General features: G+C 54.7%; 15 protein-coding genes and 1 pseudogene. 7 read left to right on the plus strand and 9 right to left on the minus strand.

The annotated features are described in order from the left end of the window. Positions 1-844 precede the first annotated feature (844 nt). Genes DFQ15_RS06825 through DFQ15_RS06845 form a run of 5 tightly spaced genes read right to left on the minus strand, consistent with a single transcriptional unit; the run spans position 845 to position 5,301 of the window. Positions 845-1,321 (minus strand): Mov34/MPN/PAD-1 family protein, encoded by a 477-nt coding sequence (locus DFQ15_RS06825; RefSeq protein ID WP_110465253.1) that lies wholly within the window; start codon positions 1,319-1,321, stop codon positions 845-847. Then, positions 1,309-2,940: a ThiF family adenylyltransferase gene (locus DFQ15_RS06830; RefSeq protein WP_110465254.1), complete on the minus strand. Its 1,632-nt coding sequence runs from the start codon at positions 2,938-2,940 to the stop codon at positions 1,309-1,311. The genes DFQ15_RS06825 and DFQ15_RS06830 overlap by 13 nt, the downstream gene beginning before the upstream one ends. After that, on the minus strand, positions 2,937-4,076 hold the full coding sequence (locus tag DFQ15_RS06835; RefSeq protein WP_110465255.1) for a CBASS cGAMP synthase: 1,140 nt from the start codon (positions 4,074-4,076) through the stop codon (positions 2,937-2,939). Before DFQ15_RS06835 ends, DFQ15_RS06830 begins: the two co-directional genes overlap by 4 nt. Beyond that, complete coding sequence (locus tag DFQ15_RS06840) at positions 4,070-5,071, minus strand: CBASS cGAMP-activated phospholipase (RefSeq protein WP_110465256.1); 1,002 nt, start codon at positions 5,069-5,071, stop codon at positions 4,070-4,072. The genes DFQ15_RS06835 and DFQ15_RS06840 overlap by 7 nt, the downstream gene beginning before the upstream one ends. A 5-nt stretch (positions 5,072-5,076) precedes the next feature. Then, positions 5,077-5,301, minus strand: a complete 225-nt coding sequence (locus DFQ15_RS06845; protein ID WP_110465257.1) for a DUF2188 domain-containing protein — start codon at positions 5,299-5,301, stop codon at positions 5,077-5,079. 273 nt (positions 5,302-5,574) lie between these two features. Between DFQ15_RS06845 and DFQ15_RS06850 the strand changes: the two genes are divergently transcribed. The 6 genes from DFQ15_RS06850 to DFQ15_RS17005 all read left to right on the plus strand — a co-directional run bounded on the left by DFQ15_RS06850 (position 5,575) and on the right by DFQ15_RS17005 (position 14,382). Further along, the gene (locus DFQ15_RS06850) at positions 5,575-6,003 is read left to right on the plus strand and encodes a helix-turn-helix domain-containing protein (RefSeq protein ID WP_110465258.1); all 429 of its coding nucleotides are present in this window, start codon (positions 5,575-5,577) and stop codon (positions 6,001-6,003) included. A gap of 2 nt (positions 6,004-6,005) precedes the next feature. Beyond that, positions 6,006-6,875: an ImmA/IrrE family metallo-endopeptidase gene (locus tag DFQ15_RS06855; RefSeq protein ID WP_110465259.1), complete on the plus strand. Its 870-nt coding sequence runs from the start codon at positions 6,006-6,008 to the stop codon at positions 6,873-6,875. 160 nt (positions 6,876-7,035) lie between these two features. Further along, positions 7,036-9,567, plus strand: a complete 2,532-nt coding sequence (locus tag DFQ15_RS06860; protein WP_110465260.1) for a tetratricopeptide repeat protein — start codon at positions 7,036-7,038, stop codon at positions 9,565-9,567. A 205-nt stretch (positions 9,568-9,772) separates the two neighbouring features. After that, the gene (locus tag DFQ15_RS06865) at positions 9,773-10,699 is read left to right on the plus strand and encodes a hypothetical protein (RefSeq protein ID WP_233504322.1); all 927 of its coding nucleotides are present in this window, start codon (positions 9,773-9,775) and stop codon (positions 10,697-10,699) included. Continuing rightward, entirely contained in the window at positions 10,696-13,116 is a 2,421-nt protein-coding gene (locus DFQ15_RS06870; protein WP_110465261.1) for a hypothetical protein, read from the plus strand. Before DFQ15_RS06865 ends, DFQ15_RS06870 begins: the two co-directional genes overlap by 4 nt. Before the next feature lie 636 nt (positions 13,117-13,752). Further along, a complete protein-coding gene (locus tag DFQ15_RS17005; protein WP_146228666.1) occupies positions 13,753-14,382 on the plus strand; it encodes a hypothetical protein in 630 nt (209 codons plus the stop codon). A 639-nt stretch (positions 14,383-15,021) separates the two neighbouring features. Here the strand turns inward: DFQ15_RS17005 and DFQ15_RS17010 are convergent. From DFQ15_RS17010 to DFQ15_RS17020, 4 genes are all read right to left on the minus strand, one after another. Then, positions 15,022-15,621: a hypothetical protein gene (locus DFQ15_RS17010; RefSeq protein ID WP_158529019.1), complete on the minus strand. Its 600-nt coding sequence runs from the start codon at positions 15,619-15,621 to the stop codon at positions 15,022-15,024. A 377-nt stretch (positions 15,622-15,998) separates the two neighbouring features. Continuing rightward, complete coding sequence (locus DFQ15_RS17015) at positions 15,999-16,367, minus strand: hypothetical protein (protein WP_146228668.1); 369 nt, start codon at positions 16,365-16,367, stop codon at positions 15,999-16,001. Positions 16,368-16,635: 268 nt separating this feature from the next. After that, positions 16,636-17,376: a discoidin domain-containing protein gene (locus DFQ15_RS06875; RefSeq protein ID WP_110465262.1), complete on the minus strand. Its 741-nt coding sequence runs from the start codon at positions 17,374-17,376 to the stop codon at positions 16,636-16,638. 60 nt (positions 17,377-17,436) lie between these two features. Continuing rightward, a complete protein-coding gene (locus tag DFQ15_RS17020) occupies positions 17,437-17,814 on the minus strand; it encodes a hypothetical protein (RefSeq protein ID WP_146228669.1) in 378 nt (125 codons plus the stop codon). Positions 17,815-18,479: 665 nt separating this feature from the next. Between DFQ15_RS17020 and DFQ15_RS17745 the strand changes: the two are divergent. Continuing rightward, positions 18,480-18,557: pseudogene (locus DFQ15_RS17745) on the plus strand (transposase domain-containing protein); the annotation flags it as partial. Positions 18,558-19,348: the final 791 nt, after the last annotated feature.

Here is a 19,348-nt window from a genome sequence, read left to right on the forward strand (position 1 = left end):
TAGATAAACCCTCGCCTCTCATGGAAAAAGCGCCATGGAATAACGATCATAAAAAATCGGGTTAAATGCCATCCTGCGCCGATGGATTTAAGTGGTGCAGAAGGTAGCCGCATCATTATGGCCGCTGCCAAGCGTGTAATATTAATCCATGCTGAAGTGATAAAGGCATTGGCAACTAGAACTCGGCCTCGCTGACTTGGCTGTTTCCTCGCGTCACCCATGGATAGTGAGCAGGCATTTTTTGGCGAAGCAGGAATAGGTGGGTCTGCCGCGCGCAGAGCAGCCTTATGACTATTGCGCCCGGGTTTTGGAGGCAGTATATTAATAAATCAAGAATTCCCTTTGTAGTTACTGCAGTTCAACGGGATTTGCAATGGCGGCAAGCCCGTTTTGCAGCCTTCCATACGGCAGGTTTCTGCATGATGCAGGTGTTTCTCTTTTCTTGCCGCGAATAATATCCAAGCGAAGTTGATCAGGCAATAAATTCACTAATGGTGAAGCTTGTCGAATATGATTGACTTCGCCCGGACTTCTACAATGCCCCAACCCAATCCCGTTTATTAATGATCTGCACCCATTGATCACGCAAAAGTTTTGAGTGCGGTGAAGCATGTCCGGCGAGCCGAAAGTGCAAGCGCCCTACCTGTAAGTCGGGGTGGAGGGAGATGATGCGCATCGCTTCGCGGTGCATAAGTAAAATTTACAAGTCCTAGAAATAATAATGCTTTTCTTTTGTATATTTTACGATCCTGATAAAAATGCGTATAGCCTGAGTGGGGGCTGCAACCTGCAATCGATTATGCGGTAGCAAAAGGCATTAATTGGCTTGTGTTTTTCAGAAGGCCTACTCAATAGCTATCAGTACTGGGCCATAACCTGAACCTAGCACCAACTCGACATAAAGGGACTTTCGCCCGACGATAACGGCGAGCATTGGGCGCTTGTCACGACGCTGCACTGCCAACCGGCTCCACTCAGATCTATCAAGAACAGAAGGATGGGGATAGTCTTCAGGATGGGTGTGCCATTCGCCTAAGTAACGAATAGTTCCCTGGCTCGCCGTCCAGCGAGATAGGGCGATCGTTTCGTGACCAAATGGCATGCGCTCGAACATATAACGAAACCGCTTGTCCAATGCAGTGGGAATCGTCGCTAGTTCGATCAGCAGATGGTTACCATGCACGGAGCCGAGCAGAAGCCCGCCAGCCTCGCAGGCTGCATCGCTGCCCTGAATATGCTGACGGAATGTCTCCAGGGTACCCGTCGAAAAATGCAGCAGCCTGCTTTTGTCGCTGGTTGCCCAGGAACTCAGGAATTGCATATGGGGCATTCTCGATCTCGCAAGGGATCGCAATCGGGTGTAGCAAGCTGATGGGTCCGGTCTAACAGCCGGGTCTGCAACGCTGGAGAATGAACACCGTTGATCCAATCGAGGGCCATCTCGGCGCCTAAGCTAGCTGCCTGCACTGAAACCGAGGCCGGAAAAGGCACGTACAAGCCCTCGCATCCATGGCCCGCCAACATAGTCGGAAGAGGATTAAGGGTCGAGCGAAGTTCGTCCCTGCGGTGGCTGTGCCACAGACATCGGTAGCACGCACCAGATGAGTTCGTTCTTAGAAGCGCGCGCACAGCCGTTCCCGGCCCTTCAATCCAGACAGAAAGCATGGGCGTGGGAGCTCGATAGCGGCCGCACAGCCAGTGCCCCAAAGATTCTTCGCCAGTGGCATCGATGAGCAGGTCAAGCTGCCCCAGCTGGGCCTGCCTGACATCCACGGAGAGCGCATGAATCTCGGCGCCTGGCGACATTCGTATGAGCTCCTTCGACATAGCCTCGGCCTTGTTCGACAACAGATCCGGGAATCCGAGGCGATGCCGCCCGATGTTTTGCGGAAGGAGGCAATCAAAATCCACCAGCGTGAGCTTGCCGCCGCGTGTTCCTGCTCCAGCCTTGACCAGCATGTCCGACAGGTATCCGCCGATCGTGCCGCAACCTACAAGTGCGATTCTTTTGTCTGCCAGCGTCTTTGACTTAGGAATGTTGCGTTGGGTCAGATACCGGTCATCGATCCTGATCATCGAGACGAGCATCACCTTCAGCCCATAGCTCGAATCCTTGCGCTTAGCAAGCTTGGACTTTTGAACCAACGCTTGGCGGTCAAAGAGAACAGCGAAGCCATAGGTCATCAATGGCGATTCGATGACGATCAGTACGCCATTCGCCTTTTTGTTTTCCCCTTCCTTGATCCGATCGTGAATCTTGCGCCGACACCGAGGGTCCAAGGTGCCCTGCCAAGCCAAGACATCACCCACTGTTTCGGGCGGCCAGTGGCTGGTCAGGGGCCGGGGTTGTGCGGTGGTCTTGACCCGGTAGGTCAGGATCGTTTTGTCGGTGGCCTGGTAGCCGAGCGAGTTCAGCTTCCTTTTTGTTCGATCTCCGTTATCGGTGATGAACCACAACGGATTTCCATTAGCTTGCGCGACGATGCAGTTCTGCCGGCCCAGATCTTCGCCTTGCATGTCCACAAAGCAAAGCCAACCGTTCCAATAAGCAAAGAATTCTTCCGCGAGATCTTCGATCATCTCGCCCTTCAAGATCTGTCCGAGCACCGCGGCCGCGAGTTGCAGGCACGCCAAGGACTGCCCTATTGGGTCGTATATGTCCAGAACGACCGTTCCCTTGGCGAGATAGCACAGGCCGCCATCCGCGCCAAGATGAGGAACCGCCTTGGGCAGCTCGGAGGGAATATCGAGCAGTCGAATGCGAGGTAAGTCGAAGAAGGTGGGGTCGAGCTGAACTTCACACTGACAGCCCCTGTCTGCGCCAGGTGGGATCAAAAGCCCACGCAGCTTGAACCAGCCGTCATCCGTTTTGCCGACAAACTCAAAGCCTTGCTGCCGAAAGGCCTCGATCACTTCCGCAACTGCCGCGACGCTGCTCATCCGGCTTTCGTTCGTCCGACCAGTTCGCTCGGACCAGCCATGGCTGGTGCTGCGGCGATGGTGGCGGCAATGGATACCACCTTGACCCGATCCGGCTCATTCGGAAAACGCGGGCCGAACTCGCCTCGCATCCAAATGCAGGCCTGCGAAGGGCTGCCGGCGTCGGTCGCGCCGCGAAGGACCTTCTCAAATTCTTCGAATGCTTTCGCGCCATCTTCGACTGCGTCAGTGCCAAGGCGTTCCGTGAGCGACTCCGACAGATCCACGGGGTTGTGCACCCCCGCACGCAGTCGAGCCGGCAGTGCTGCGACGACGTCCAGCAGTGCCAAGTCGTCGCGCCGATCCCGTTTTTCGAATAATGGAGCTGCAGCGGCCATCAACAGAATCGAAGTCGGCCCGCCACTGGACCACCGCCAATCACGGAACGCCTTCAAGTAACGAATGACGCGGCGGAATTGTTCGCCCTTGACCTCCACCTCGCCAAGAAACCATTCCTTTACAGGCCTGGGGTCGGAGGTCATCCAGTTGCACTCGCGGTGGGCAAGGAGCACCTTGTCAGCACGCAACGCCGTCCAGGCATCCCGCTCTGCCATGTTCACCGCTTCCGTTAGCGAGTCGTAACCGTGTCGTTCCATCGCTTTCGCAAGCGTCAGGAACTCCTCGTCGGGGATGGCGTAGAGCGGGATGTCGATATGAGCAAAGGCAGCAATGACGATCCGAATACACGTTGGCTTGTCCGTAACGAGTTTCCAGCTTTTCTTCTCGACCAGCGGCTTCAATGCATCTTCTGCCGCAGCAAAGAACACCGTTGCTGCCCTGCTGGGGCGCTTCGTTTGTGAGACGAAACTCAAGGGCAAATAGCAACCATCATCGACATCCGCCTGCTGTGGCTGTTGTGCTGGTGCGTTCAAAGTCTTGTATGCCCACGATCCTTGAGTGAAGAAGCGCGGTTGCGGCACGTCGTCCGTATAGCCGCGTTCGTTTAGCGCCCGCGGAATGCCGGTGCGCAAGCAATTTCTAACATCGTTGCGGGCGCTAGCGATCCATTCACGTTGTTCGGGTGACAGGTCCAGCTCTTCATGCATGCAGGATTCGTCATCAACGGTGGTGAAGAAAAGCGGGCTCAGATTCAGCATTTGGCCTCCGGAACATTTTTGTTGGGGCCGTGATAGAAGATGGGTGCGCCGGCCTGGTGCGCTCGAAACGGTTGAAAAAGAGGATCGCCAAGTGCGCGTTGCGCTGCGTGGTTCCCGCGGTCCTTGAGCGTATTCGTAGCGCCGATGGAAACCCGGTCCAGCGCTTTCACGTCCTTGCTTTGATCAGGCGTGGCTTTGTCGTCGATTTGGAAGTAGTTGTTCCCCAATGACTGCCGCAGCATGTAGTCCACTGACGATTCCTGGGCGGAGATGACTAGGTCAAACAGCCCCCCGCGCCACTTGCCGAATCCTCGGTCGAGGCTGGCGTCACCACGGACGGTTGCGCCGATCGTCATGGTGCCGATCGACAGCACACGAACCAGCGCACCCTGTTTCGGTGCCAGGAACGTGTCGACTTCGTGCAACCCGAACAGACCGGGCGCGTTCCCTACCAATCCACCATCGGCGAAGACGCCGCGATCGTTGCGCGCCAGCGGAAAGTACACAGGGGCGGCGGCAGTCGCCAACGCCACATCGACGATCTTCATGCGGTGATCCAACTCGAAGGAAGGATGGTGGGGTGTCTTGAAGAATTGTCCGCGCCCCGTGGAGTAATTGACGGCCGGCACGAGAACACGATGTCTCAGATTGCCGATCGTGGAGTCTTGGAAACGTTCGGTCAGCACCCCCCGCAGCCCTGCGGAATCGTGCTTGGCACTCAACCAGAAACCCAAAAGACGCCGAGCAAGACTGCGACAACCAAAGATTCGGGACCCCTGCTTTTCAAATAGGGCTTTGAGTTCGGCGGCAGGAATTTCTGCGGCGAGTCCCAAGGCCAGCATCCCGCCTGCGGAAGTGCCGCAGATCAGGTCGAAATGCGAAGCGATGGGGCGCCCCAGCACGGCTTCAAGCTCGGCAAGAACCGTCGCTGTGTACAAGCCGCGATAACCTCCCCCAGACAGGGCGAGCACGTGGTAGGTGGGCACGCCCGTCATGGCGCTCAGCCCTTCGGCGGGAAGGAGTCGTTGCCGTGGCTGTCCTTGTCACGGATGCGACCGTTCGGACGGTGGATGACCAATTCGGATTGCTGGTTGCGCGCGATGTCCCGCCCCGCGTCAATGGCCTGCTGCTGCGTGTCGTGCAAGGAGGTTGCACGCCCATTGCCGGCACCCTTGACGGCCCAACCGTCCTGATGAGGAACTACATGCTGATTTTTGCCTGTCATGACGAATTTCCTAAAGTTGAATCATCGAGACCCAGGCCAGTCAGCCGGGTTGCCAATGGCTACCCTCTGCAGCAAAATATGTTGCTCATACAGACAACGGGTGAGCCAAGCCAAATCAGCAGGTTGAATTCTTGGAATCAATGCCTGTTGTCTGGATGGACAACAATGTATCAGGATTATTGCCAGGCTGCAAATGGGCCTTTCGCCGCAGAACGCGGCTGCTGCAAGAGGGGCGCAAAGCGGCCTATCCCGCAGTCTCAAGGAACACTACGAATGTCACAAACAGGCTTGGGCGTCGCCCTCAAGACGCTACGCGAGCGCAGAACTCTCTCATTGCGCGAAATCGGTCAACTCTCTTCGGTAGATCATGCTTATGTGCACCGACTGGAGTCAGGCGAGAAGGCAAACCCGTCGCCAGATTTGATCGAGAAACTGCTGAGAGTTCTCAAACCGATCGAAAGAGATGCTGCGCTGGTGATGTGGCTTGTTGACCATGCGGAGGCCGATTCCCGTCTTGTCGAATTCGTGCTGAACGAGCCTTCCATCACTATCGACATCTTTTCGGCTGCGGCAGGAGTGAGGCATCGTGGAAATGCCAGGCCCGATCCCGCGACGCTTATTGCCAGGATAAAAAGGGCGTTCGAGGACGAGGACGAGGACGAGGACGAGGACGAGGACGAGGACGAGGACGAGGACGATTGAGCATGGATGAATCGGATGTCAGGCAGAAAGCGCGCACCTTTGTTGCGAAGGTTGATGTGTCCAGCATTCGGGAAGATCTGACACCCTATGTGGTCGCAGCCAACGCCAAGGTCAAGAGAGATGAACTTGGCGAAGGCGAGTCCGGCTACACGATCACCAAACCAAATGGCAAGCACGTCATCACGGTGAACTCGCTGGAGACAGAAGAACGCCAACGCTTCACCATCTGCCATGAGATCGCGCATATCGTGCTCGCCCTGGAGTCGAGCCACGACGAGGTGCCGTCCTGGTCCTATGCGAAGCGGCATCCGAACGAAATCGCCTGCGACACCTTCGCCGCAGAATTGCTGATGCCCTATCAGCAATGGCTGTCGCTTTTGCCCAAGGAAGAACCATCGCTGGAACTGATCCAGCGCATGGCAGACGTGTTCAACACATCATTCCCCGCCGCAGCATCACGGTTCGCGTCCCTCAGCGACATCCCGTGCGCCTTCGTCACCATGGAACGTGGTGCAGTGCGCTACGCGGCGCGCTCCACCAGCTTGCGACAGGCTGGGGCTTGGATATCTCCCAGGTCTGTGATCCCTGTCGGCTCCGTGGCCCACCGCCTCCGTTCTGCATGCAGCAGTGCCGCTGACACGGATGAGGTTGCACAAGACATCTGGTTTGATAACTGGGAAAAGGGGCTCGACCTTCGGGAGCTCTCAAGGCACTACGCACGCACTGACACCACAACGTCGCTGCTGTGGTTCGACAGCGAAGATTTACTTGAGGTCGAGATGAACCGCTTCGGTGTGCGTGTCGAAGACAATGGCGGCTTAGCGGAGCTTACGGGGCAACTACGCTGGCCAGGGCGGAACAAGCGTCGATAGCAATTGACGATCTGAGACCCTGCGGCATCGTTGCTGACGACGACTCAGATGTGCTGCTGCCTTCGCTGGACGCCCTCTCCATCCGTCGAAAAGGAAGAATCGGCGCGTGGTTTTCACATGTGGCTAACTCTGCTTGCGACTACATCACTGCTAGCTTCCAATGATCGACTTCAATCCTGAGACGTTCGAGCACCAATTTAGAGCACTTCTGGCCGACCCCGACTCGGATTTCGAAATCGACGAACTTGACGATGCGCTCTTAAAGGCGACGGCTGGCGCCGAGGATGCGAGGGCCTGTGCATATATCGCTGTTGAATTGCTTTCAAATGGAGGCCGTCCGTGGGAATTAGCCTATGCTTTGAACACAGCCGTATGTGCAAGTTGCATGTCCGGAGATACCGAACGCGTTAGGCGATACTTTAAACAGCTCGTAGATTTAACTATCGCGGAAGGCGTCAACCTAGCGGCGCTTTCGGCGGCGGAGAATGTCAGCCGATTGCTACCGGGCAACGCCAAAGCCGACTATGTACCAAACGTGCTCTATGAGGTCGTGCGGCTGTACCTGCACTTGGGAGATTTCGAAAAGGCGATTCAGAACCTCATCACAGCGGCACACCTTTTCGCCGACTTCGGTGCATTCCAGCCGGCGTACCAGTCTTTGAATGAAGCGCAAGAGCTGGCGCGAGAGCACAGCCTACTCGAGCCTTACACGAAGACCCTTGGCGCGCTGCACTCGATCTGTCTCCTTGAGGGGGATTACGGCTATGCCGAGCAGGTTTGGCCGACGTTGGTTCAGAAGTACTCTGAACTGGGAGAGCCCGTTCCCACGCACTTGACCTTAAACCGTGCGACGGTGCTCTTTCAGACCGGAGTGCATTACACGGCCCGGACCGCATATGAGGAAGTCCTTTCGGTCATGAATTCCGACGATGCCATGCGGCCAATGGTACTTATGAACCTATCGGCATGCCTTCGAGAACTGGACGAGCCCAGTCATTCTGCGGAGCGGATGTCTGAAGCACGAACGTTGATGTTTTCGCTTGACGAGGTCGATCCCGAGCAACGGCTGGAACTGGAACTGATGGCATCGAGAAATGCCATCGAGGCGAGCAATCCCGTCGAGGCCGTCGCATGTCTGCAGCGCGCCACTATTGATCTGGATGCCGCAGTCGCCTTGGTCGAGAAGCTGCATTACCGACGTGGAATACGCGATCGCTACGTGCGCCGAATGGAGAAGCAGCTAGCGAGCCTTCCGGTCGCCGGTTGCGCCAAAGATGTAGTTCGAGTTATCGCAGCAACGCGGGCAAACCGCGTCTCGGATTGGCTTTATTTCCTGGAGTGGGCTAAGTCGCTGACCCCAAAGCTCACCTCGCAAGAAAAAGACGAGCTCGATCGCTTGGTTGACCACCTCGCCAAGCATGGATCGCCACACCTTTTCGGATACCGGGAGAAGTACGACGATCCCATGTCGGCAATTTCAATGCCTGACCCGTGGCGTGATATCTCAGAGTACGCCGACAAGGTGACAGCTCGTTATGGCGTGGAACGTCCCTTCCAGGGTGCGACTTCCGAACGCTGCTCTCTGACCATTTTCGAGCGACTGGGTGAAGGCTATGCCATCCTCGTAAACCTACTAACTGCCGATCACAAGATGCTACTGGTCCTCGGGGACCGATATGTCCTGTGCGATTTGCCCGAGGCGCACACTAAAGCTTTTCACTTGGCCTTGGTGCAGCATGGCCAGGAGCCAGGCCAAGGCAAGAGCAGGGCGCTCGCTGAGGCCGTGAACAAGTACCAAACGGAATTGCTGAAGCTGCTCGCTCCCATCCTAGACGAGCTTGCTGTGGCCGCCACATGCAAGGGAGTCATCTTCCTGCCGGATGGTATGAATTTGACGCCGATCAACTTAGTGATGGTGGGACATCCCAAGATCCGTGCACGCATGGCCGCCGGCGAGTTCGACGTCCGCACGTGCATCGCACTCTATCCCGCCAAACGTGTAGCTGGTGCGCTGTATACCTGCCTGGGAATCGTTGAAAGCGGGTCTGGCCTTCAATATGATCGCACGGACATCGAGGGGTTCTTTAAGGGCGTCGGGACGATCGGGACCGTACTGGAGGAACCTGGGTGGGATGAATTCGCGGACCGGATGGTGTCAACGGACGCGCTTTTTCTCTCCCATCACGGCGCTTCCGTCGGTCTTTTCACGGATCCATTCTTCGCAGACATGGCAGGGGGCGTCAAAGAAAGCGCCATGCAGCTAAAACATCTTCAAGGTGCGGCCTTCCGATGGCCCCATCGGGTTGTGGTTTTGGGCACCTGCCATAGCGGAAGCCTCGTCAATCACAACTATCAGCAGAGTTTTCGCGCGCACGAACTGATGGGTTTTCCGGTCGTATTTCTCCTGAACGGCCGCTCGGAGGTCCTTGCCGCGTCATGGGCAATTCTCGACCGATTCAACCTGCTGTACACAACACTCTTTGCACCGGAGCTCCGGGAAGCTCATCCCTCGCAGGCCGCGAGCACGGCACTAGCCAAGCTAGTCGAGCTTTCCGCCAAAGAGCTTAAGGTCCTGGTGCATCAGGCATTTCCCCCAGAGACGCAAATTTCGGATGACTTGTTGTCGCAGATGGACAACTTGCGGAGGCAGCCATTCTGCTATGGAGCGTGTAGTACCTATACCTTGCTGTAGCCTTGTTAAATCCAGCGATCGCTTGGCGCCAGTCGGGATGGGGCCGCTTGCCGACGGTAAGCGGTAATTTGCGCACAGCTGCCGGTCATGTCGGCACTGCGAAACGCCACTAAAGGCCCTAAACCGTCATACGTCAGGCCGCATCGGATGGCCCGCTCTATCATGACCATCAAGGGGCGCGCCGCGCCCACCATCACACCTCTCCATGGACGTTTTCCACGTCGTCATCGACACCAGCATGATGCGCGCGGTGCCTTTTCAGCACGCCGATTTCGTGCGCCTGCTGAAGCTGGCTGAACTAGGCAAGGTCAAGATCTATTTCCCGCGCATCGCGCTGGAGGAAGAGCGCACAGCCCAGCTAAAAAAGCACGAGGATGCAGTCATATTCATTACCCAGGAAATCGCAAGACTGCAGCGCGGCACTCTTGGGATGCTGGTCGAAGGTCTCCCTCTGCCCGGCGTGGAGCTTTGGGACCTTAAAGCGGTGACGCGCAATTCTGCCGAAATGTTCGGGGCTTTCGTAGCCAAGCACAAGATTGAGGTCATCGAGATTTCTATGGAACATGCAGTCGCCGCGTGGGCGCGCTACTTCGATGTGAAGCTACCGTTCGATGCGACTCAAGTGCGCGAAGAGCGCCGCAAGGACATACCTGACTCATGGATCTTGGAAGGCGGCCGAGAACTGAAACGCCGAACGGGCGTCCACTGCGCATTGGTCCGCGACAAGAAACTCGCCGACGCGTTCAGAGCAGAGGGTTTCCAGGTCTACGACGGCTTTCAGCGACTCTTGGACGATGTTGAGGCTGCAACTGCGGTGGAGCCGATCAAGAAGCCCGCTGACGAGGAGCCACCGGTTCCCCTCGATCAGCTTCGGGGGCCCGAGTTCAGCGAGATGGACGTGCTCGTGCTTGGCATGATTGAAGCGCTGAACACACCGTCGAAGAACGACCTGCTAGCAGCGGTCGCGCGCGCCGGTTACCGAGCCGACATTGCCGAGCACGAAGCACGGACGCTGGTGTTAGCCGGCCGTCTGACCGAAACCGCGACCCACTTCATCCCGACCAGCCGGGCTTTGGCCAAGGCTGCTGCCGGGAAGGAGATTGTCACCAACGCGCTCCTAAAGATCGTATGAGTGACTTTGATCTGCGCTTGTCGGCGTTTTCCAGGTTGATGGCTGTCAAGTCGGCCGCTGTCGAGGAGCGTCTCAGCCAGGAATACGCGCGCGTCGAGCAGGCGCTGCGACATAGCAGCGACTACGACGAGCTCACGCAGTCGCTCAAGACCCTGGGAGTGCTCGTCGCGCGGTACCACATGGCCGCGACAGACCTGTTGGATGACTTCGTGATTTCGATAGGCGCGCGCGAGTTGACCGTCGACGGCGTGCCGATCCCAGCTTCTCGCACGCGCTACCGCTCTGCGAATCACCTGTTGCTGGATGCAATAGACATCGCTGCGATGATTGCGTACGTCCATACCAAATGGTTCGTCGGCTTCCTACTAGCCTTATCTGGCCATGCTGACAGCGAGGTGGTCAAGCGGGTTCAGCAAGCGCTGAACAAGTTGGCGAGCTTCGATCTTGACGTCTTCTATGGCGACCCGCCCCGTGGAGCGGAGCCCCAGACACGCCTAGTGAATTATTTCTCCGAGTTTGACGACGACGCGCTTAGGCACGCGTCACCGCTTCTCATGGGCATGTTGGAACAAGTCCTGTCCCCATCCATTGAGGGGACATCCATGACCACGTATGACACGATGACCTTCCGCCGCGGCCAAATTGCGAACGAAGGCGGGGTCGCGGAAATGCGGGCCGCGGCCATCGAGCTCTGCACTCGCTTGTACGCGCTGGATCGTTCCGTCGACCATCGCAAACGGGTCTTGCAGACACTGGATACCGCGTCTCGCAGGGAGAACGCCGGCGGCGGTGCACAGACCTCCGCGATGTTCGAGCGTGACGCGATCACAGTGCTCGAATTTCTTCGTGAGCTTGTAGACAAGGAACCGTTGCCTCTTGTGCAGTCCATCGAGCACCAGGCCTACTGGGACTACTATCACGCAGCATCGCCTGAGGTGAAGCGCAAGGCGCTGGAGATCCGAGATGCCATTGATGCGCACGCGGAGTACCAGATCTACAAGCAGCTCATCGGCTTCGAGGGCGTCTTTGGCAAGTGGGAGGACCTGAGTCGATCCGATGACGCCTGGGATTTCCGCGACGACAAACGGCGCGCGGTTATGCGCGACTTCCTCGCCGGCATCAATGCACAGACCTACATCGAGTGGCGTGATCGCATCTTGCGGTTCTCGGAAACACGGTCCAACGACATGGCCATGTTCCCCATTTTCTACGACTTCTTGTCGGGACTGGGGCAACAGCAACCGGACATGGCGCTAGAACTCCTTATAGCGCACGAGGAGGTCATGGACCCCTTCCTGATCGCCCTCATGCGCGGCTTGTGGGAAAGCCCCAGCTACGTCAAGGTCGAGACTGTGGTCTTGAATTGGATCAAGGAAGGGAAGCACCTGGCGAACATCGCCAAGTCTCTCTACACCGTGGGTGCTGGGCGGCTCAATGTGCTGAGGCAAGTGATTGATCGCGGCGCTGAGCTGAATGCCCGCGCGGCGATTGTTCAGTCTATGGGAGTGGCCGCAAACTTGTTTGTGGCGGGGGCGAATGCAGCAAAGGATGAGTTCCTGCACGCCCTGCGCATCATGGCGGCGCTCGAAGATACAAGCTGGGCCAATGTGATCTGGTTCAGCAAGGACTTTCGCACCCTGGTAAATGCCATGACGCCGACTGAGCGCGCCGAAGTTCTAAAGTCTCTGACGGCACTACCGGAGTTGGACTATCAGGCTGAAGACGTTCTGTACGAGATCGGCAGGCATGATCTGCAAGCTGTTGTCGAGTTCGTCATTGCACGGCTCGCGCATGACCGGATGCTTGCGAAACAGCGAAAGCTACTGGAACTTGAAGACAAGGCAGTCGGGTCGGACAAGTTCGAGGCGATCCCGTATCAGCTCACCAAGCTGAACAAGCTTTTCGAGAAGGCACCAGAGGCCTTGCTCAAGGTGTTGCGCAGCGACTTCGACGATGAAGTTCGAGCGATGTTCGTCTACCGAGGCGTACGCTTGGTCCGCGCCACGTTCCCGGATTACGGGCCTGAGTTGGAGAAGCTGTTGCTCGAATATGTAGCGACTGGCCGAGAAGACGACATGGAGTTCGCCATCGGGATCTTGCGCGCCTACGAGGGTTCGCCAGCAATCCTGCCGGTTTGCAAAGCAATCGTCCGCGCTGTGCCGGAGCGGTCGCGGTTGTGGAACGAAGTCGGAGCAGCGATTGAGACAACAGGTGTTGTTTCGGGCGAGTTCGGTATGGCAGAAGCCTACGAGCGCAAGCTGCAGTCCCTCGAGCCCTGGAAGGCTGATGAGGACGAGCGCGTGCGCAGCTTCGCAGAATGGCTCTCGGACGGGCTTGTCAACTTCATTGCACAGGAACGCCAGCGGGCCGAGCAGGGGCTAGCCCTGCGCAAGTACCGGTTCGGCAGCGGTGAGTGAGGGTGAAATGGGGGGCAAAGTAGGCTGCCGCCCCGATAAATTGAAGGGGTCTGAAGACCCCTTCATTCAACACAGCAGCAGTCCTTGCAAGTGAATCAGTCGGATCGGCACTCCCCTAAAACAGGCGTTTGTGAGCTTCCGCGTTCAGTCTGAAGCAGACGTTCAGCGCCGCAGCGGCAAAGTCAGCTTCTGGTCGTTCTTCGCAATGCGTCGCGAAAGGCAGGTTTATCGGTGACAGTTTCTGATCTGGCGTTGTTGGTGTGCCTACCAATTGCATCATCTTCCGACAGTAGGGACTAACGCACGAACGTGCCAAGCTCTACCTGCAGTGGCGGGACGGCGTCGTCCCCCAAATCGATTTCTGGCGGCCTACGAATGAAGGGTGCCGCATACGTCGGCCAAACGTCTGACTTGTCCCATACGTCTCGGATTGCTGCGGTTGGGAAGCCGCCTGCAGCATCTTCTTCAGGGGTGCTTCGTAGTTACTGCAGATTGGGCTATTGTGAGGGGCATTTTTATGGCATCCCGATGAAGCAGCGTCGACAATCTATCGTCTTCTTACGCGTAAGTAGCCGACCACGAAACATGGAAGTTGTTGACAGTTTGTACTGCGCCTCGTAGCGCCAAATTACCCTTATGAAGTACGAATACCCAGTCACTCCAGCCGATCCGACCAACGACTGTATCAAAGCCATCCAAGGAGCCCTCGCAATTGAGACTGAACCGGTCTACATTACTGTGCACCCAGCCGAAGGTGCTGTTTGTGACGAATGCTTTCCTAACGTCTCGAGTCAGGTCGAACGCAATGGGGGACAGCAGGTGCTGGGATGGACAGTATGGGAGTTGCCCGGTGCGTTCTATGAGGCCGAATTCCACGCCGTCTGGGAACAACCAGACGGGTCGCTTGTAGACGTAACACCGAAGAGATATGAGGCGCGCCGAATTTTGTTTTTGATTGACGGCAAAGCAAGGTATGAGGGACGCCAAGTGAACAGCTTGCGCATACCTGTTTCACGCGACCCAGCGGTTCTGGACTTCATCAAGGCTAGCAATGCAGAGTTTGAAATTCTGAATGAAGGCGACAGAAGCACCCAGCACGGACAGATTGCCCTTTCTGGTTCCGATTTGAATCGCTACGACGCAATCCAACAGATGAAGGTCGATTCCTTCCTAAAACTACGTCGCGTGGTTCGCGACATAGGGCCGTACACACCATGCGTTTGCGGATGCGGCCGGAAAGGGAAATGGTGCGCTAGCGCAAGGTAGCCAGGCCTGAGCCAAGCTCAAACCGACGATGGGAGATGCATAGAGGCTAATTAATTCTAGTCAAGCCACAGCGGTGGTGGCGTAAACCAAAAAATGTTTGAGCGGATCACGGAGCGATTATGCTTCTCGAGGCATCCAAAGCGAACGGGATGATCACGATATTTCAACGGAGGCTTCGAAGATGTTTCAAAAGTCCTCTTGGCTTCCACAGCAGCGAAGACCTGCCGCACGCCTAATATCTATATCGAGCCGATTAATCATTAGTTACCGCATTCTCGGCTAGCCTAATAAAGGCTAGCTGGTATTGATAACTTGATTTATTTTTTGACTTGATTTAAATCGACTGGATTGCGCATAATCGAGGCTGATTTTTTTCGGTTGTGCCACTCGACTAATCTATTGGCGCACAATGCAAAAATTAAGCTGTTTGCAATGCTTAACGAAGAGAGCTGAAAATTTGGGTATTTTAAAAAGGTAAACATTACCGACCAAGGCGCCCACACCAAAAACCAGAAAAACTGCAATGTCTTGGCTATAAGATAGGCGACGGGAAAGTTCACATAGAGTAGAAGAAGTGGAATTAGCAGCATTACAACCCAGCCGCCAACAAGGTGTACAAAAAAAGCAGTAAAATCCGCATTAGAATCTTAGCTGGCGTAAATTTTTAATTTCTTTGATTATTTCATTCTTAGAGGAAGCGGGCTTTCCCTCAGTGCAAATATCTTTTATCCAAAATTCGTACTGAGTTCTTTTTTTGTAAATCACATCGACTTTCCATACGCAAGCCCGAGAGCTTTCCGCAACTGGACTTTCTACGAGAGCAATTGTTGCAGGCCAACCATCGACGCGGGCATTTATTTCCGAATCGGTGCTGCATATACGCGCACCATCTTTTATAAATCGCCACTTAGTGATCATTATATTCTCATGATGCTTAGAGTGAATTATGTAAGTAACTCTGTTTGGCGATTCGTCTAGCAAGCTCGAAACGTTCTTATTGGCGAGTATTTCGTTTCCCATTTGACTGGTGGACTGATTTGGATTTTCCCTCATTCTGGTGGTGAACTCATCCGGAATGCGTAAATAAGCTTCACTGCCAATGCTGTGCATAACTCCTTTTAATTGAATGCTCGGCTTTTTAAACTGCGTTTCGCCAGCAGGAACTTCCGGTGCGACTGACGGGCATTGAAGCTCATCAAACGCCGCGTAAACACGAGTGCTTAGAAGAATGATGGCCAAAGCACATATCATATTCAATGACTTAATAACTCTGTAATTTATCATGTCCAGCTCCATCCCCATTCGGTAAGATTGCAGGTAGTCGCTCGACTAATGGGAAGGACAGTAGTCTTTTTTGTTGCTGGATCGAAATAGTAATGTTGACCATAAACCATAAACCATAAACCATAAACCATAAACCATAAACCATAAACCATAAACCACAAACGCACCCGCAGAAGCGTCGCTAAAATACTCCATGATTTGATCATTTCCAGCCCTTGACCAAAATCCAAGCCGCCTTAGCTGCAATATCGCTACCAAGTGCGCCATTTTTGCTTGATCAAGAATATCTCCATGGAGTTCAACGGAAGTCCATGGACTCTGATAACTGCGGGCTAGTTTATAGCCGAATGTTGAACTGCCCCCCACAACTGCGCCTGTAGGTCTTTGTAAGCCCTGCTTTCTGAGTAGAGGTAATATCTTGGAATGCCTGCGTAGATGTCGGCGGTCATAGACTCCAATACCCAGTATTTTTCTTTTTCAGTTGACGAGCCGTCTTTAATTGGATCTATTAGTGAGGACGGCATTCCAATCATGGCGAACAAATTAACAACGCTGGGCAACAGCGAATCTGGAATCTCGGCCATGTTGCATGCGCGACTAAATCCGCCGACGGCAGAAGCCTGAATCGGAAATGCTAAAACTACAGCAGCAGCAGCAGCGAAGAATATTTTTTTGATAGTCATTTTAATTTTGAAAGGCATCGGGTGGGAACGAAATATCAGCAGACTCTTGGTTTTGAGTGCAAATAGTAAGGCAAGGCCAATTTGTCGTAACGGGTAAAGACGTAGGCGCTTGACCATTAGGCAGTCTCACGCTAAAACCGACGAAATAGGGCGTCGATACTGGGCCCGAGGGGTTCGTCGGATTTGTAGGGTTCGTCGGGGTGACGCCGCTTCCAAAAACTACCATCTTGGATCCAGGCACAATCGCGTTTGAACCATCGGCATAAATAAGGTGGGCATTGACGGTCTAGCTTTTGCCATCTAACAGATTATTCGGAACTGTCAGTGGTATGTTAAAACCGAAATTAGCAGACGATGTTTCGCAAGAATTTTGAACTGCTTGTTCACGGGCAGAACCCGTACTTCCTCCACCCAAAAATACATTATCCTCGCGATAATTTCCGTTGCCTAGATAGACGCGCTCGTTTCGATAAATATGAATTGCTCTGGGCGCTTCTTCTCGAAATTCGCAAGCCCAGCCTGATATGGATTGCAAAGATGCAGCATCGATGTACCCTCGAATTTCAGGGTAAGGCTTGTAAGCAGTTATTTCCCTCGAGGCGACCCAAGAAGGACTACTTGTTGTTTGAACAACGATATACCGAACTCGGTTCTTGTCTGAAATATCTAAAGATAGCCACTGATAGTCAAATGTGTATTGAGAAATTGAGCCGAAATAGAACCATTGATCGGAACTATTTCTTCCATATATGTTATGTGTAGTTGGTCCCTCTGGAGCTTGGCCGACTTGTAGTCTTACCTGTCTAACCCTTTGATCGAATCCAAGATCCAGATCAATCCACTGAGTGGGGCCTCCGCCTGCATTCCAAAGAGTGTCCGCATTATTATCGGCGGCATCATTTGGATTTGTGATTGCCGCAGATGCGTTAGATATTCGTGCTGGTATGAACTCCCCTCCCGCGTGAGTTGCTGCCGACATCGCGAAAAGCGTCATTGCAAAGATGTATTTTTTCATTTTTTCATTCATTAGTCTTAAGTTGTCTTAGCCGGCGTCAAAATTCATGGATGATACCATATCACTTATTGCTTACTTGGTGCTTTCAAAGAGCATGACCGCCAAGAGATCAGTTGGCGCGACAGCCGCATCGACAAGCTCACCTTCGAGATGGCCCAGTTGAAGCGGGTGAAGTTCGGCCAGAAGACCGAGCAGCTCAATGCCTTTTTTGCCCGTGGCTCCGCAATCGAAGAAGTAGTGCAAATTAGCTTGGCCGCCCTTGAGTCTTCCTGTATGAAATCCACCGTGGCCAACCGGCCATTGCACCCTCTCAAACCGAATGTCTGTTTCCATAAGCTCTACCCCTGATTGTTGTTCCCATTGTGCGAGAAAGGCCCACACGGCGAGGCCACCGAAAGCTTGGACTACTTGGAAATAGTTGATGTTTTCGTAAGACAGGAGCTGATTCATCGAGCCCTCCGTAAGGCTCGGCCAACTATGCCCTACAAGGACAAACGTGTACGCACCCAGCAGTCGCGCATAAAGCAGACAATCTCCCTCGCCCAAGTTACCCATAGCAAGGGCTCAATGGTCGGAAGTCCTGCGCTTGGCCACCCTGGTACACGCCGGCGAGATGACGCGTGCTCAAGCCATGAGATCTGCGGAAACAAGGGTTAAGTTAAAGTCGAGCCAGGCCAGCATCTGCATCGACGTCTACAGGCACTTTCGCAGCGCGGCACCAAATCGACGATGCCAATGGTCAAGGATCCACTGCGTAATTTCCTTGATGAAATTCTCGCCCGCGGTCCGGAAAAACTTCCAGCCAGCCCTTCGGTCCATGCGAGCGCAAATTGCGTATCGCACAAACAGAGAAGGCAGGCCGCCTCCAGTCATGATTCGACTGCTACGCGAAGACGAGCTCAAGACTGCACTGGATGGAGCACATGCCATTGCAGGAGTGGCCGCAGATGCCAACTTCCGCGTAGCTGTTGCCGCCTCTCTTTCGGGCAGTCGGAGGGCCCGCAAGGCAAGGGGTCTCCGTCAAGAATAAATCAACGCAGTTTCGGACGGAGGTGCGGCTCGTGCCGATTCGCGATCCAGATGTGGTCGCCGAGGTGCCAGATTGTGCCGCGGGTGCGGCCATCATTAGCCTGCTGCACACCGCGCGGCTCAACAGGCTGAAGCCCTATGCGTATCTCAAGGATGTATTGGAATGACTGCCGGCACAGCCGGATTCGACGATGACGGACCTGCTGCCATACCGCTGGTCGCTCGCAATCTGAGAGCCCATGCTGTCGGCGTCAAAATGACTTGGTCGGACGCATACAAAACATCCGGAGGTATCACTACCAGACGAGCGAAAGCCAGCCTGCGTCACGTGCTGCCACCCGTGTCGTGAGAAATCGACATCGAAATCTTTTTCCTGAAGTCGAACTTGGCTTTTGCAAGCGCCTTCATTCCAGAAGGTGCCTAACTGAAGAAGAGCTAAATCCGTGATGCCGACATCGTGCCGGAAGAACGGGCCCAACTATCCGTCTCGAAACAGACGGCGGAACTAAACCACAACCAAGGGGACTGTGTTGTTCCTAGCGTTGCGTCGCATGGCGCCATACCACCAGACCACGTTGGACGGCCATGTGACGAATACCAATTTGTTTGAGTTGCTGGCTTTCAAGGATCACGCAAGTACCCTGTGATGAAGGTGCTGAGGATTATGCAGACCTGTCGCAGTTATTTCGCGGCATCGCAGCTATTTCAAGTTGCCACACGTAGCGCCTGCAAGAGAGAGCGCCCAAGCGCCCAGACCCCGCATGAATGCAGGTTTGCGCAGGCGTCTTTGATCGATGACACCGCCTCCGGCAGCCTTGGCCGGATGAAGCACAGCTCAAAGCGATTTGTGCAGACCTTCCCTAGTGTGGTGTCTCAAAAATAAGCCGAACTAAGTTGACGAATGGTTATCCATGAGTTTCCAAGTCCAGGAAACTACAAAGATGACCAGATCAGG

The organism is Xylophilus ampelinus (assembly GCF_003217575.1).
GTDB lineage: Bacteria > Pseudomonadota > Gammaproteobacteria > Burkholderiales > Burkholderiaceae_C > Xylophilus > Xylophilus ampelinus.